This window comes from Citrobacter sp. ANG330 (genome assembly GCF_047467925.1).
GTDB classification, from domain to species: Bacteria; Pseudomonadota; Gammaproteobacteria; order Enterobacterales; family Enterobacteriaceae; genus Citrobacter_A; species Citrobacter_A amalonaticus_G.
The window spans coordinates 1-15,513 of the sequence record NZ_JASJUI010000015.1 but is presented as its reverse complement, the minus strand read 5'-3'; the positions used below and the strand labels follow the sequence as shown (position 1 = coordinate 15,513).

General features: G+C 53.7%; 15 protein-coding genes. 12 read left to right on the top strand and 3 right to left on the bottom strand.

Features of this window, described 5'->3' with window-relative positions; genetic code table 11:
• Positions 1–12 precede the first annotated feature (12 nt).
• The 6 genes from ubiJ to tatD all read left to right on the top strand — a co-directional run bounded on the left by ubiJ (position 13) and on the right by tatD (position 4,758).
• A complete protein-coding gene (gene ubiJ, locus QNN88_RS21700) occupies positions 13–618 on the top strand; it encodes a ubiquinone biosynthesis protein UbiJ (protein WP_414242008.1) in 606 nt (201 codons plus the stop codon).
• Positions 615–2,255, top strand: a complete 1,641-nt coding sequence (ubiB, locus tag QNN88_RS21695) for a ubiquinone biosynthesis regulatory protein kinase UbiB (protein WP_414242007.1) — start codon at positions 615–617, stop codon at positions 2,253–2,255. Before ubiJ ends, ubiB begins: the two co-directional genes overlap by 4 nt.
• Positions 2,256–2,336: 81 nt before the next feature.
• Positions 2,337–2,606: a Sec-independent protein translocase subunit TatA gene (tatA, locus tag QNN88_RS21690; RefSeq protein ID WP_414242006.1), complete on the top strand. Its 270-nt coding sequence runs from the start codon at positions 2,337–2,339 to the stop codon at positions 2,604–2,606.
• A 3-nt stretch (positions 2,607–2,609) separates the two neighbouring features.
• Positions 2,610–3,140, top strand: a complete 531-nt coding sequence (tatB, locus tag QNN88_RS21685; protein ID WP_414242005.1) for a Sec-independent protein translocase protein TatB — start codon at positions 2,610–2,612, stop codon at positions 3,138–3,140.
• 2 nt (positions 3,141–3,142) lie between these two features.
• Complete coding sequence (tatC, locus tag QNN88_RS21680; RefSeq protein WP_414242004.1) at positions 3,143–3,934, top strand: Sec-independent protein translocase subunit TatC; 792 nt, start codon at positions 3,143–3,145, stop codon at positions 3,932–3,934.
• Positions 3,935–3,975: 41 nt separating this feature from the next.
• Positions 3,976–4,758, top strand: a complete 783-nt coding sequence (gene tatD, locus QNN88_RS21675; protein ID WP_414242003.1) for a 3'-5' ssDNA/RNA exonuclease TatD — start codon at positions 3,976–3,978, stop codon at positions 4,756–4,758.
• Positions 4,759–4,765: 7 nt separating this feature from the next.
• Here the strand turns inward: tatD and rfaH are convergent, their stop codons facing one another.
• Positions 4,766–5,254, bottom strand: a complete 489-nt coding sequence (rfaH, locus tag QNN88_RS21670; RefSeq protein ID WP_414242002.1) for a transcription/translation regulatory transformer protein RfaH — start codon at positions 5,252–5,254, stop codon at positions 4,766–4,768.
• A gap of 168 nt (positions 5,255–5,422) precedes the next feature.
• On the opposite strand from rfaH, the gene ubiD reads away from it, so the two are divergent.
• Together ubiD and fre are read left to right on the top strand one after the other, a co-directional pair.
• The gene (ubiD, locus tag QNN88_RS21665; protein WP_414242001.1) at positions 5,423–6,916 is read left to right on the top strand and encodes a 4-hydroxy-3-polyprenylbenzoate decarboxylase; all 1,494 of its coding nucleotides are present in this window, start codon (positions 5,423–5,425) and stop codon (positions 6,914–6,916) included.
• A 38-nt stretch (positions 6,917–6,954) separates the two neighbouring features.
• A complete protein-coding gene (fre, locus tag QNN88_RS21660; protein ID WP_414242000.1) occupies positions 6,955–7,659 on the top strand; it encodes an NAD(P)H-flavin reductase in 705 nt (234 codons plus the stop codon).
• A gap of 167 nt (positions 7,660–7,826) precedes the next feature.
• Here the strand turns inward: fre and fadA are convergent, their stop codons facing one another.
• Positions 7,827–8,990, bottom strand: a complete 1,164-nt coding sequence (fadA, locus tag QNN88_RS21655) for an acetyl-CoA C-acyltransferase FadA (protein WP_414241999.1) — start codon at positions 8,988–8,990, stop codon at positions 7,827–7,829.
• A 9-nt stretch (positions 8,991–8,999) separates the two neighbouring features.
• Positions 9,000–11,189: a fatty acid oxidation complex subunit alpha FadB gene (fadB, locus tag QNN88_RS21650; protein WP_414241998.1), complete on the bottom strand. Its 2,190-nt coding sequence runs from the start codon at positions 11,187–11,189 to the stop codon at positions 9,000–9,002.
• Positions 11,190–11,377: 188 nt separating this feature from the next.
• Here fadB and pepQ point away from each other — a divergent pair, with 188 nt between their 5' ends.
• Genes pepQ through hemG form a run of 4 tightly spaced genes read left to right on the top strand, consistent with a single transcriptional unit; the run spans position 11,378 to position 15,370 of the window.
• Positions 11,378–12,709 (top strand): Xaa-Pro dipeptidase, encoded by a 1,332-nt coding sequence (pepQ, locus tag QNN88_RS21645; protein ID WP_414241997.1) that lies wholly within the window; start codon positions 11,378–11,380, stop codon positions 12,707–12,709.
• Entirely contained in the window at positions 12,709–13,323 is a 615-nt protein-coding gene (locus QNN88_RS21640; protein WP_414241996.1) for an IMPACT family protein, read from the top strand. Before pepQ ends, QNN88_RS21640 begins: the two co-directional genes overlap by 1 nt.
• Positions 13,324–13,361: 38 nt before the next feature.
• Entirely contained in the window at positions 13,362–14,813 is a 1,452-nt protein-coding gene (trkH, locus tag QNN88_RS21635) for a Trk system potassium transporter TrkH (RefSeq protein ID WP_042326189.1), read from the top strand.
• An 11-nt stretch (positions 14,814–14,824) separates the two neighbouring features.
• Positions 14,825–15,370, top strand: a complete 546-nt coding sequence (hemG, locus tag QNN88_RS21630; RefSeq protein ID WP_414241995.1) for a menaquinone-dependent protoporphyrinogen IX dehydrogenase — start codon at positions 14,825–14,827, stop codon at positions 15,368–15,370.
• Positions 15,371–15,513: the final 143 nt, after the last annotated feature.

Genomic DNA, 15,513 nt, shown 5'->3' with positions numbered 1-15,513 from the left:
AGGAGAACGGGGATGCCTTTTAAACCCTTAGTGACGGCAGGAATGGAAAGTCTGCTTAATTCCTTCCTGTATCGTTCACCAGCGTTGAAAACGGCGCGAGCGCGTTTGCTGGGAAAAGTGCTGCGAGTGGAGCTAAAAGGCTTTTCGACATCATTAATTCTGCTGTTCAGTGAGCGGCAGGTTGATGTACTGGGTGAGTGGGCTGGCGAGGCCGACTGTACGGTCATCACCCATGCCAGCGTATTGCCAAAATTACGTGACCGCCAGCAACTGGCTGCGCTGATCCGCAGTGGCGAGCTGGAAGTGCAGGGCGATATTCAGGTTGTGCAGAATTTCGTTGCGCTTGCCGACCTGGCGGAATTCGATCCTGCTGAACTGCTGGCACCCTATACCAGCGATATCGCGGCAGAAGGGATCAGCAAAGCCCTGCGCGGCGGCGCCAAATTTCTTCGTCACGGGATCCTGCGGCAACAACGCTATGTGGCCGAAGCCCTTACGGAAGAGTGGCGAATGGCGCCCGGACCGCTTGAGGTCGCCTGGTTCGCGGAAGAGACAGCGGCTGTGGAACGCGCAGTCGATGCGCTGACCCGGCGGCTGGATAAACTGGAGGTTAAATGACGCCAGGTGAAGTACGGCGCCTATATTTCATCATTCGCACTTTCTTAAGTTACGGACTTGATGAGCTCATCCCTAAAATGCGGATCACGCTGCCGCTGCGGTTATGGCGTTATTGTCTGTTCTGGATGCCAAACCGCCATAAAGAAAAGTTACTGGGAGAGCGACTGAGACTGGCTCTGCAGGAGTTAGGGCCGGTGTGGATCAAGTTTGGCCAAATGCTCTCGACCCGACGCGATCTTTTCCCTCCGCATATTGCCGATCAACTGGCGCTATTACAGGACAAAGTCGCCCCCTTCGATGGCAAGCTGGCGAAAGCGCAAATCGAAGAAGCGATGGGCGGATTGCCCGTTGAAGCCTGGTTTGATGAATTTGATATTCAGCCGCTGGCGTCGGCGTCAATTGCGCAGGTGCATACGGCGAGACTGAAATCGAACGGCAAAGAGGTCGTCATTAAAGTCATTCGTCCTGACATCCTGCCGGTTATCAAAGCGGATCTACGACTGATTTATCGTCTTGCCCGTTGGGTGCCTCGCTTACTGCCGGATGGCCGCCGTCTGCGGCCGACAGAAGTGGTGCGGGAATATGAAAAAACCCTGATTGATGAGCTGAACCTGCTGCGCGAATCGGCCAACGCCATTCAGCTACGGCGAAACTTTGAAAACAGCCCAATGCTCTACATCCCGGAAGTTTATTCTGACTACTGTAGTGAGAATATGATGGTGATGGAACGCATCTACGGCATTCCGGTTTCCGATGTGGTGACGCTGGAGAAAAACGGCACCAACATGAAGTTGTTGGCGGAGCGCGGTGTACAGGTTTTCTTCACACAGGTCTTTCGCGACAGCTTTTTTCATGCGGATATGCATCCGGGAAACATCTTTGTCAGTTATGAACACCCGGAAAACCCGCAATATATTGGCATTGATTGCGGAATTGTCGGCTCCTTAAACAAGGAAGATAAGCGTTATCTGGCGGAGAACTTCATCGCGTTCTTTAATCGTGACTACCGTAAAGTCGCGGAGCTGCACGTCGATTCTGGCTGGGTTCCGCCAGATACCAACGTTGAAGAGTTTGAATTTGCGATTCGCACCGTGTGTGAGCCGATCTTCGAGAAACCGTTGGCGGAAATCTCGTTTGGTCACGTTTTGTTAAACCTCTTCAATACAGCGCGCCGGTTTAACATGGAAGTGCAGCCGCAGCTGGTATTGTTGCAGAAGACATTACTGTATGTTGAAGGTGTCGGTCGTCAGCTCTATCCGCAGTTGGATCTCTGGAAAACGGCGAAGCCATTTCTGGAGTCGTGGATCAAAGATCAGGTCGGTATTCCGGCGCTGGTCCGGGCATTTAAGGAAAAAGCCCCGTTCTGGGTCGAAAAAATGCCAGAACTCCCTGAACTGGTGTACGACAGTTTGCGCCAGGGCAAATATTTACAGCACAGTGTTGATAAGATTGCGCGCGAGCTTCAGACGAATCATGTGCGTCAGGGTCAATCCCGTTATTTATTAGGAATTGGCGCAACGTTACTGTTGAGCGGAACATTCCTGCTGATTAATCGTCCTGAATGGGGTTTTATGCCCGGTTGGTTAATGGCGGGCGGCCTGGTTGCCTGGATTGTTGGCTGGCGCAAAACACGCTGATTTTTTCATCGCTCAAGGCGGGTCGCGTAACGTATAATGCGGCCTAATTAATTCATCATCATCTATCACAGAGGAACATGTATGGGTGGTATCAGTATTTGGCAGTTGGTGATCATTGCCGTCATCGTTGTCCTGTTGTTTGGCACCAAAAAACTCGGCTCCATCGGTTCCGATCTCGGCGCATCCATCAAAGGCTTCAAAAAAGCCATGAGTGATGATGAGACTAAACAGGATAAAGCCAGTCAGGACGCTGACTTTACCGCGAAGTCTATTACTGACAAACCGGTAGACGCTGAAAAAGAAACGGTGAAAAAAGAAGACGCGAAAAGCCACGATAAAGAGCAGGTATAATTCGTGTTTGATATCGGTTTTAGCGAACTGTTACTGGTGTTTATTATCGGCCTCGTTGTTCTGGGGCCGCAGCGACTGCCGGTAGCCGTCAAAACGATAGCTGGCTGGGTGCGCGCATTGCGATCGCTTGCGACAACCGTTCAGAATGAACTGACCCAGGAGCTTAAGCTTCAGGAGTTTCAGGACAGCCTGAAAAAGGTTGAAAAAGCGAGCCTGGAAAACCTGACTCCTGAGCTGAAAGCCTCGATGGATGAACTGCGTCAGGCGGCAGAGTCAATGAAGCGTTCCTATAGCGCGAACGAGCCCGAAAAAGCGAGCGACGAAGCGCACACCATCCATAACCCGGTGGTGAAAGGGAGCGAAGAACAGCATGAAGGGGTCACGCCCGCGACTGCTGAAGCCCAGGCCAGCGCACCAGAGCAGGCTCCTGAGATTGCCGTGGAGACGCCTCCTGTCGTCGATGTGAAGGTCGCTGAACCGAAAACCGCGGCCCCTGTTGCTGGCTCCTCCCCTACGTCGAGTGATAAACCGTAAACATGGCTGTAGAAGATACTCAACCGCTTATCACGCACCTGATTGAGCTGCGAAAACGTCTGCTTAACTGCATTATTGCGGTTATCGTGATTTTTCTGGCATTGGTCTATTTTGCCAATGACATCTATCACCTGGTGTCCTCGCCGCTTATTAAACAGTTGCCGCAGGGTGCGACCATGATCGCGACAGATGTCGCATCACCGTTCTTCACCCCGATCAAATTAACCTTCATGGTGTCGTTGATTCTGTCAGCGCCGGTGATCCTTTATCAGGTCTGGGCATTTATTGCGCCAGCGCTGTATAAACATGAACGCCGCATGGTGGTGCCTCTGCTGGTCTCCAGCTCGTTACTGTTCTATATCGGTATGGCGTTTGCCTACTTTGTCGTGTTCCCGCTGGCGTTTGGCTTCCTTGCCAATACTGCGCCGGAAGGGGTGCAGGTCTCGACGGATATTGCCAGCTATCTGAGCTTTGTCATGGCCCTGTTCATGGCGTTCGGCGTCTCGTTTGAGGTGCCCGTTGCCATCGTGCTGCTCTGCTGGATGGGAGTGACCACACCGGAGGATTTGCGTAAAAAACGGCCTTATGTGTTGGTTGGCGCGTTTGTGGTAGGGATGTTGTTGACGCCGCCGGATGTTTTTTCACAGACGTTACTGGCGATTCCGATGTACTTCCTGTTTGAGGTCGGTGTTTTCTTCTCACGTTTCTATGTCGGTAAGCGACAGACGCGGGATGAAGATAATGAGGCGGAATCAGCCTCGGATGCTGAGAAAGCCGAGAAGACAGAAGAGTAAATTCAACCGCCCGCCAGGGCGGTTGTCATATGGAGCGAAGCATGTTTGATATCGGTGTGAATCTCACCAGTTCGCAGTTTTTGAAAGACCGTGATGAGGTTGTGGCACGCGCTTTCGCCGCTGGCGTGAACGGCCTGCTTCTCACCGGAACCAACCTGCATGAAAGCCAACAGGCGCAGCGACTGGCACAGATCTATCCTCACTGCTGGTCTACAGCTGGTGTTCACCCGCACGACAGCAGCCAGTGGCAGTCTGCCACTGAGGAGGCGATTGTGGCGCTGGCGTCAATGCCTGAGGTTGTGGCGATTGGCGAATGTGGCCTTGATTTCAATCGTAATTTTTCCACCCCGCAGGAACAAGAGCGGTCGTTTGACGCACAGTTGCGAATCGCGGCGGAATTACAGATGCCAGTCTTTATGCATTGTCGTGATGCGCACGCGCGATTCCTGGCGCTGCTGGACCCATGGCTGGACAAACTCCCGGGCGCAGTGTTGCACTGCTTTACCGGTACGCGTGAGGAGATGCAGGCGTGTATCGACAGAGGAATGTACATTGGTATTACGGGCTGGGTATGTGATGAGCGCCGTGGGCTTGAGCTGCGCGAACTGCTGCCGTTTATTCCGGCCGAACGATTGCTGATTGAAACCGATGCGCCATACCTGTTGCCGCGTGACTTATCACCGAAACCTGCATCGCGACGCAACGAACCGGCACATCTGCCGCATATTCTTGAACGCATCGCACACTGGCGTGGCGACGATCCGCAGTGGCTTTCCTCGACCACGGATGCGAATGTCAAAAAGCTGTTTGGAATTTCGTTCTGAGTAGCGGCTAAAGCTTACGGAAACCGGTATTTTTCACACTCTGCTTCACCTCTTTATTCAACAGGTTGAGCAGCAGCATGGAACGCGCTTCACCGTCCGGTTCAGTGAAAATCGCCTGCAGGCCTTCAAAAGCGCCTTCGGTAATGATCACGCTATCGCCGGGATAGGGCGTTTCCGGGTCGACAATACCTTCTGGTTTATAGACGGAGAGCTGGTGAATCACCGTGGAAGGGACAATCGCGGGTGATGCGCCAAAACGGACAAAATGGCTGACGCCGCGTGTGGCATTGATCGTCGTGGTATGAATCACTTCCGGATCAAATTCCACAAACAGATAGTTAGGGAACAGCGGTTCGCTGACTGCAGTACGTTTTCCTCGCACCATTTTTTCCAGGGTGATCATCGGCGTCAGGCAGCTCACGGCCTGTCTTTCGAGGTGTTCCTGGGCACGCTGAAGTTGCCCGCGCTTGCAGTACAATAAATACCAGGATTGCATAATAACTCTTATCCGCTTGTCCGGGGCGCAAGCATAGCAAATGCAAGACGTGAAGTTAATTATAATCCCGGTGAAGCCGGTGAGCTGCCAGAGTTCACGCTAATTTAACAAAAATACAGCATCACGATGATGAACGCCGTATAATGAGGCGCTTACGAAGAGGCCACAATGGACGCCATGAAATATCACGATTTACGCGACTTCCTGACGCTGCTTGAACAACAGGGTGAACTCAAACGCATCACGCTTGAAGTGGATCCGCACCTGGAAATCACCGAGATTGCCGACCGCACGCTACGTGCCGGTGGCCCTGCTTTGTTGTTTGAAAACCCCAAAGGCTATTCGATGCCGGTGTTGTGCAATCTGTTTGGTACACCAAAGCGCGTCGCGATGGGCATGGGGCAGGATGATGTCTCAGCGCTGCGGGAAGTAGGTAAATTACTGGCGTTTCTGAAAGAGCCGGAGCCACCGAAAGGCTTTCGCGATCTGTTTGATAAACTGCCGCAGTTCAAGCAGGTGTTGAATATGCCGACGAAGCGACTACGCGGCGCGCCTTGCCAGCAAAAAATTATCTCAGGCGATGACGTCGACTTAAACCGCATCCCCATTATGACCTGCTGGCCAGAAGATGCTGCACCGCTCATCACCTGGGGGCTGACCGTCACGCGTGGCCCGCATAAAGAGCGGCAGAACTTAGGTATTTATCGTCAGCAGCTCATTGGTAAGAATAAATTAATCATGCGCTGGCTGTCCCATCGCGGCGGCGCGCTTGATTACCAGGAATGGTGTGCGGCCCATCCGGGTGAACGGTTCCCGGTCTCCGTTGCGCTGGGTGCCGATCCGGCCACCATTCTTGGTGCGGTGACGCCGGTGCCGGATACGCTTTCTGAATATGCGTTTGCAGGTCTGCTGCGCGGTACGAAAACCGAAGTGGTTAAATGTCTGTCTAACGATCTTGAAGTGCCTGCCAGTGCGGAGATCGTGCTGGAAGGGTATATCGACCCGGGAGAAATGGCGCCGGAAGGCCCGTATGGCGACCATACCGGGTATTATAATGAAGTGGATAGCTTCCCGGTGTTTACCGTCACGCATATTACCCGGCGTGAGGATGCGATTTACCACTCTACCTATACCGGTCGTCCGCCAGATGAACCTGCCGTACTTGGCGTTGCGCTAAACGAAGTGTTCGTGCCGATTCTGCAAAAACAGTTCCCGGAAATCGTCGATTTTTACCTGCCGCCGGAAGGGTGTTCTTATCGTCTGGCTGTCGTCACGATCAAAAAACAGTACGCGGGACATGCTAAACGCGTCATGATGGGCGTCTGGTCATTTTTACGCCAGTTTATGTACACCAAATTTGTTATCGTCTGTGATGATGACGTCAATGCACGCGACTGGAACGATGTGATTTGGGCGATTACCACCCGTATGGACCCTGCACGGGACACGGTGCTGGTCGAAAATACGCCAATTGATTATCTGGATTTTGCCTCGCCGGTTTCCGGTCTGGGTTCAAAAATGGGGCTGGATGCCACGAACAAATGGCCGGGTGAAACCCAACGCGAGTGGGGACGTCCAATTAAAAAAGATCCTGACGTGATCGCCCGTATCGACGCGATTTGGGATGAACTGGCCATCTTTAATGACGGTAAAGGCGCCTGAGGCGCTCGTTTTGCCCTACAGACCCATAGAGGGAGCGCATGACAACCTTAAGCTGTAAAGTGACCTCGGTAGAAGCTATTACTGATACCGTATATCGCGTTCGTTTAGTGCCCGATGCGGCATTTTCCTTTCGGGCCGGTCAATATTTAATGGTCGTGATGGACGAACGGGATAAACGCCCGTTCTCGATGGCCTCTACGCCGAATGAGCAGGGTTTTATTGAGCTCCACATTGGTGCGTCAGAAATTAACCTGTATGCCAAAGCGGTGATGGATCGCATTCTTAAAGATCATGAAATTGTAGTTGATATTCCGCACGGCGAAGCGTGGTTGCGCGATGATGATGAAGAACGTCCGCTGATTCTGATTGCCGGTGGCACTGGTTTTTCCTATGCCCGTTCGATACTGCTGACGGCACTGGCGCGCAATCCGAATCGTGACGTCACGATTTACTGGGGCGGTCGTGAAGAGAAGCACCTCTACGATCTCTCTGAACTCGAGGCGCTCTCTGTCAACCATCCTAACCTGCATGTAGAAGCAGTGGTGGAACAACCTGAAGCCGGCTGGCGTGGGCGGACGGGAACGGTCTTAACGGCGGTGATGCAGGATCACGGAACGCTTGCTGAGCATGATATCTACATTGCGGGTCGCTTTGAGATGGCGAAAATCGCGCGTGACCTGTTCTGTAATGAACGCAGTGCGCGGGAAGATCGTCTGTTTGGCGATGCATTCGCGTTTATTTAAGAAGAGCAACGAAGAAGAAAAAACCCGCCCCTGACAGGCGGGAAGAACGGCAACTAAACTGTCTCTCTTCGCCAGTGGCGGTGAGATACCTCTCGTAGGCCGGGAAAGCGCAGCGCCTCCCGGCAAAAGCCCGATGGCGCGATGCTTATCGGGCCTACGTTATAGCCTTACACTCTCTCAAACACCGTCGCGATACCCTGGCCCAGCCCGATACACATCGTTGCCAGACCGAACTGGACGTCTTTACGCTCCATTAGGTTCAGCAGCGTGGTGCTGATGCGTGCCCCGGAACAGCCCAGCGGGTGGCCGAGCGCGATCGCCCCGCCGTTCAGGTTGATCTTCTCGTCAATCTGATCCATTAACCCCAGATCTTTAATACACGGCAGGATCTGTGCAGCAAACGCTTCGTTCATCTCAAACAAACCGATATCACTGGTCGAAAGCCCCGCTTTTTTCAGCGCCAGTTTCGACGCCGGAACCGGACCGTATCCCATGATGGAAGGATCGCAACCCACCACCGCCATTGAGCGCACGCGGGCGCGTGGTTTCAGGCCTAACTCGCGTGCACGACTTTCGCTCATCACCAGCATGGCGGCGGCACCATCGGAGAGTGCAGAAGAGGTGCCGGCGGTGACCGTACCGCTGACCGGGTCAAACGCCGGACGCAGGGTGGATAGCGCTTCGACCGTGGTTTCCGGGCGGATCACTTCGTCGTAGTTAAACTGTTTGAGCACGCCATCGGCGTCATGCCCACCGGTTGGGATAATTTCATTCTTAAACGCGCCGGACTGCGTTGCGGACCAGGCGCGGGCGTGTGAACGTGCGGCAAAGGCATCCTGCATTTCACGGCTGATGCCGTGCATGCGGGAGAGCATCTCCGCCGTTAGTCCCATCATGCCCGCCGCTTTTGCCACGTTACGGCTCAGACCCGGGTGGAAATCAACGCCGTGGCTCATCGGCACATGGCCCATGTGTTCCACGCCGCCAACCAGGCACGCCTGCGCATCGCCGGTCATGATCATGCGTGCGGCATCATGCAATGCCTGCATGGATGAACCACACAGACGGTTGACGGTCACCGCCGGAACGGAGTGCGGAACTTCCGCCAGCAGGGCGGCGTTGCGGGCGATGTTAAAACCCTGCTCCAGCGTCTGTTGCACGCAACCCCAGTAGATATCGTCAAGCGCAGCGGCTTCCAGCGCCGGATTACGTGCCAGCAGGCTACGCATCAAATGTGCGGAAAGATCTTCTGCACGCACATTGCGAAAAGCGCCCCCTTTCGAACGGCCCATCGGGGTACGGATCGCATCAACAATTACAACCTGTTCCATTGTGACTCCTTAAGCCGTTTTCAGGTCGCCAACCGGACGGGCAGGCTCAACCGGGGGATAATAGGGTTCGTTATGACGCGCTTTGTTACGCAGACCTTCCGGCACGTCATACAGCGGACCGAGGTGCTGATACTGTTGCGCCATATCGAGATATTTCGCGCTGCCGAGCGTATCCAGCCAGCGGAATGCGCCGCCGTGGAACGGCGGGAAGCCCAGACCGTAAACCAGCGCCATATCGGCCTCAGCCGGGCTGGCGATAATGCCTTCCTCCAGACAGCGCACCACTTCGTTGACCATCGGGATCATCATGCGGGCGATAATCTCGTCTTCGCTGAAATCACGCTTCGCGTGGCTGACGTCAGCCAGCAGGTCATCAACGGTGGCATCCTCTTCTTTCTTCGGCTTACCTTTGTTGTCTTCTTTATAGCGCCAGAAGCCCAGACCGTTCTTCTGACCAAAGCGACTGGCGTCAAACAGCGCATCAATCGCGTCGCGATAATCTTTTTGCATCCGCTGTGGGAAGCCTGCGGACATCACGGCCTGCGCGTGATGTGCGGTATCAATGCCCACAACGTCAAGCAGGTACGCCGGGCCCATCGGCCAGCCGAACTGTTTTTCCATCACCTTGTCGACCTTGCGGAAGTCCGCACCGTCGCGCAGTAACTGGCTGAATCCCGCGAAGTAAGGGAACAGCACGCGGTTAACAAAGAAGCCAGGACAGTCGTTCACCACAATCGGTGTTTTGCCCATTTTGCTTGCCCAGGCGACCACTTTCGCGATGGTTTCATCGGAGCTTTTCTCGCCACGAATGATCTCAACCAGCGGCATCCGGTGAACCGGGTTAAAGAAATGCATCCCGCAGAAATTTTCCGGGCGTTTCAGCACGCTTGCCAGTTCACTAATGGGAATGGTGGAGGTGTTCGATGCCAGCACGGTATCCGGGCGAACCTTATCTTCGGTTTCCGCCAGTACGGCTTTTTTTACTTTCGGGTTTTCGACGACGGCTTCCACTACCACGTCGACGCGATCAAAACCGGCATAGTCCAGCGTAGGGTGAATGGTCGAAATCACGCCAGCCATCTTCAGACCGTCAATTTTGCCTCGCTCAAGCTGCTTGTTAAGCAATTTGGCGGCTTCGGTCATCCCAAGCGTCAGCGATTTGTCGTTGATATCTTTCATGATAACCGGCACGCCTTTCCATGCCGACTGATAGGCGATACCGCCGCCCATAATGCCTGCACCCAGTACAGCGGCCTGTTTCGGCGTCTCAACGTCTTTGGTCAGCTTCTTCGCTTTGCCTTTCACATACTGGTCGTTAAGGAAGATACCGACCAGGGCGCGGGCTTCATTGGTATGTGCCAGCGGGACAAAGCTTTTGTTTTCCAGATTCAGCGCTTCTTCACGGCCAAAGCGCGCGGCGGCTTCAATGGTTTTCACCGCGGTCATCGGGGCCGGGTAATGTTTGCCTGCCGTTTGTGCGACCATACCTTTGGCAATGGTAAAGCTCATGGCGGCTTCAATTTTGCTGAGCTTCAGCGGTTCCAGCTTCGGCTGACGCTTTGCTTTCCAGTCGAGATCGCCGTTGATGGCCTGACGTAGAACCGCTTTTGCGCCCTCAATCAGTTTTTCCGCTTTCACCACGCCGTCGACCAGGCCGATTTTCAGCGCCTGCTCGGCACCCACATCTTTGCCAGCAGCAATAATCTCCAGTGCGCTGTCCGCGCCTAACATACGCGGCATACGTACGGAACCACCAAAGCCGGGCATGATGCCCAGCTTTGTTTCTGGCAGACCGATCCGCAGATCCGGCGTTGCCAGGCGGTAATCGGTCGCCAGTACGCATTCGCAGCCGCCGCCCAGCGCATAACCGTTAACCGCAGAGAGGGTTGGGACCGGCAGATCTTCCAGGCGGTTAAAGACGCTGTTAGCAAAATGCAGCCACTGGCTGAGTTGTTCTTCAGGAACGAGAAACAGCGAAAGAAATTCGGTGATATCGGCACCGACGATAAAAGCCGCTTTATTCGAACGTAGCAGCAGCCCTTTTAAATCTGTTTGTTTTTCCAGCACGTCAAGTGCCTGGCCGAGACTGGCGACGGTCGCCGTGTCGAGTTTGTTCACTGAGCCTGGGGCATCGAACACCAGTTCGGCGATGCCATCTTCCAGCCAGTCGAGGTACAGGTTGTCGCCTTTGTAAAGCATGTCAGTCTCCTGAATCCGCAAGGTGATCTGGTCATACCAGATGAAGCGAAGTGTGTATTTTATGTTAAAAAAATGCAAATGACTGATTAAAAAAATGCCGATCCGATCACACCTGGCAGAAATCACGCTCTCGTGAATCGATGTGCTAAGATGCGGAGACTTGAGGTCGAAAAACAGAAGGATAGAAAATGGAATCACTGGCCGCACTCTATAAAAATCATATCGTTACCCTGCAAGAACGGACGCGTGATGCGCTGGAGCGCTTTAAACTTGATGCGCTACTTATCCACTCCGGCGAGTTGGTTAACGTCTTCCTCGACGATCATCCTTACCCGTTTAAGGTCAATCCGCAGTTCAAAGCCTGGGTGCCAGTGACTCAGGTGCCAAACTGCTGGTTGCTGGTTGACGGGGTGAACAAGCCTAAACTGTGGTTCTATTTGCCTGTTGACTACTGGCACAACGTTGAACCGCTGCCGACCTCCTTCTGGACAGAAGAAGTTGAGGTGATTGCCCTGCCGAAAGCGGATGGCATAGGCAGTCAGCTACCCGCCGCGCGCGGTAATATTGGCTATATCGGCCCGGTTCCAGAGCGTGCGTTGCAACTGGATATTGCTGCCAGCAATATCAACCCGAAAGGGGTAATCGACTATCTGCACTATTACCGTGCCTACAAAACGGATTATGAACTGGCCTGCATGCGCGAAGCGCAGAAAATGGCGGTGAATGGGCACCGTGCGGCGGAAGAGGCCTTCCGTTCAGGCATGAGCGAGTTCGATATCAACCTGGCCTATCTGACTGCGACCGGTCATCGCGACACCGATGTGCCGTACAGCAATATTGTGGCGCTGAACGAGCATGCGTCGGTTCTGCATTATACGAAGCTGGATCATCAGGCGCCGTCTGACATTCGTAGTTTCCTGCTGGATGCCGGAGCGGAGTACAACGGCTATGCAGCAGATCTGACCCGGACCTGGTCGGCGAAAAGCGACAACGAGTATGCGCAGTTAGTAAAAGATGTGAATGACGAACAGCTGGCGCTAATTGCGACGATGAAAGCGGGCGTCAGCTATGTGGATTATCATATTCAGTTCCATCAGCGGATTGCGAAGCTGCTGCGTAAGCACCAAATCGTTACTGACATGAGCGAAGAGGCGATGGTCGAAAACGATCTCACCGGACCGTTTATGCCGCACGGTATTGGCCACCCGCTGGGTCTTCAGGTACATGATGTGGCAGGCTTTATGCAGGATGACAGCGGTACACATCTCGCCGCGCCGTCCAAATATCCTTACCTGCGCTGCACCCGCGTGCTTGAGCCTGGCATGGTGCTGACCATTGAGCCGGGTTTTTACTTTATCGAATCCCTTCTCGCGCCGTGGCGTGAAGGGCAGTTCAGCAAACACTTCAACTGGCAGAAAATTGAAGCGTTGAAACCGTTTGGTGGCATTCGTATTGAAGACAACGTCGTGATCCACGAAAACAACGTTGAGAACATGACTCGGGATCTGAAACTGGCCTGATGGACAGTTGGTTAATCCCTGCGGCGCCGGTTACGGTTGTCGAAGAGATCAAAAAAAGCCGCTTCATCACGCTGTTGGCGCATACCGATGGCGTTGAGGCGGCGAAAGCGTTTGTGGAGTCCGTGAGAGCGGAGCATCCGGATGCCCGTCACCATTGCGTTGCGTGGGTGGCGGGAGCGCCGGATGACTCGCAGCAGTTGGGCTTTTCAGATGACGGCGAACCGGCGGGTACGGCAGGCAAGCCGATGCTCGCGCAGTTGATGGGCAGCGGTGTGGGTGAGATTACTGCCGTTGTGGTGCGTTACTACGGTGGGATCTTGCTCGGTACCGGCGGACTGGTGAAAGCCTACGGCGGTGGCGTAAATCAGGCATTGCGCCAGTTAACGACACAGCGCAAGACGCCATTAACCGAATATACTTTGCATTGTGAGTACGCACAGTTGGCTGGCGTTGAAACACTTCTGGGTCAACATGATGGCAAAATTGTCACCAGTGACTTCCAGGCATTCGTTCGGTTACGGGTGGCGCTTCCTTATGCGAAAGTGGATGAATTTTCAGCAAAGCTGGCGGATTTTAGCCGTGGTTCATTGCAATTGTTAGCGATTGAAGAATAATCCCCACCTCATTTTGAAGAACTAAGGAAGCGGCAGAGATGCATTTTCGCGCCATTACCCGAATCGTTGGACTACTGGTCATCTTATTTTCGGGCACGATGATCCTTCCGGGGCTGGTAGCGCTTATCTATCGTGATGGGGCGGGGCGTGCATTTACGCAAACCTTTTTTGTCGCGCTGGTGATTGGCTCCATGCTGTGGTGGCCAAACCGCCGTGAGAAAGGCGAACTGAAATCCCGTGAAGGGTTTCTGATCGTGGTGCTGTTCTGGACCGTGCTGGGTAGCGTGGGTGCGTTGCCCTTCATTTTTTCTGAAAGCCCGAACCTCACGATTACCGATGCGTTCTTCGAATCATTCTCCGGACTGACCACGACCGGCGCTACTACGCTGGTGGGGCTGGATTCGCTACCGCATGCGATCCTCTTTTATCGCCAGATGCTGCAATGGTTTGGCGGGATGGGGATCATTGTGCTGGCCGTGGCGATTCTCCCTATTCTCGGCGTCGGGGGAATGCAGCTCTATCGCGCTGAAATGCCTGGACCGCTGAAAGATAACAAAATGCGCCCGCGTATCGCCGAAACGGCAAAAACGCTGTGGCTGATCTACGTCCTGCTGACCGTGGCCTGCGCGTTGGCATTGTGGTTTGCCGGGATGCCTGCATTTGATGCCATCGGGCACAGCTTTGCCACCATCGCGATCGGCGGGTTTTCTACTCATGATGCCAGCGTGGGCTATTTTGATAGTCCAACCATTAACACTATTATCGCTATCTTCTTATTAATCTCCGGTTGTAACTATGGCCTGCACTTCTCTTTGCTGAGTGGCCGCAGCCTGAAGGTTTACTGGCGTGATCCGGAGTTTCGTATGTTCATCGGCGTGCAATTGACGCTGGTAGTCATCTGCACGCTGGTGTTGTGGTTCCATAACATCTATAGCTCCGCGCTGACCACACTCAATCAGGCCTTCTTCCAGGTTGTATCAATGGCCACCACAGCCGGATTTACCACCGACAGTATTGCGCGCTGGCCGCTTTTCCTGCCGGTACTGCTGCTCTGCTCCGCGTTTATCGGCGGCTGTGCGGGGTCAACCGGCGGGGGACTGAAGGTGATTCGTATCCTCTTGCTGTTTAAACAAGGGAACCGTGAGCTGAAGCGTCTGGTGCATCCCAATGCGGTCTATAGCATCAAGCTGGGGAATCGTGCGCTACCGGAACGTATTCTTGAAGCGGTCTGGGGATTTTTCTCGGCGTATGCGCTGGTCTTTATTGTCAGTATGCTGGCGATTATCGCGACCGGCGTGGACGATTTCTCCGCCTTTGCTTCCGTGGTGGCGACACTTAACAACCTTGGGCCTGGGCTGGGCGTGGTGGCAGACAACTTTGCCAGTATGAATCCTGTGGCAAAATGGATCCTGATTGCCAATATGCTGTTCGGTCGTCTGGAAGTCTTCACTTTGCTGGTACTTTTTACCCCGACCTTCTGGCGTGAATAATGGAGTAACACGTGAAAACATTGATTCTTTTTTCATCCCGTGATGGGCAAACCCGGGAAATCGCCGCTTTTCTGGCGTCGGAACTCAAAGAACTTGGTATCTGGGCGGATGTACTCAATTTGCATCGTACAGAAGAACCCGACTGGGAATGCTATGACCGCGTTGTCATTGGCGCATCCATTCGTTATGGACACTATCATTCTGCGTTCCTTGAGTTTGTGAAGAAACATGCGACACGACTGAATCACATGCCAAGCGCTTTTTACTCCGTCAACCTGGTGGCGCGTAAACCTGAAAAACGGACACCGCAGACCAACAGCTACGCGCGCAAATTCTTGATGAATTCACAATGGCGGCCGGATCGCACTGCCGTTATCGCCGGCGCGTTGCTCTACCCACGCTATCGCTGGTATGACCGCATCATGATTAAACTTATTATGAAAATGTCGGGCGGCGAAACGGATACGCGTAAAGAAGTTATCTATACCGACTGGGAACAGGCCGCGAGTTTTGCCCGCGAAATCGCTCAGTTAACTCCCGATTCGGTGGTTAAATAAACGCAAAGAGTAAAAAATGCGCGGTTGAGAAATTATTTTAAATTTCCCCTTGTCAGCCCGAAATAACTCCCTATAATGCGCCTCCACTGACACGGAACAACGGCACGCAAGCCGCCGGGTCAGCGGGATTCAGCGATGAATGC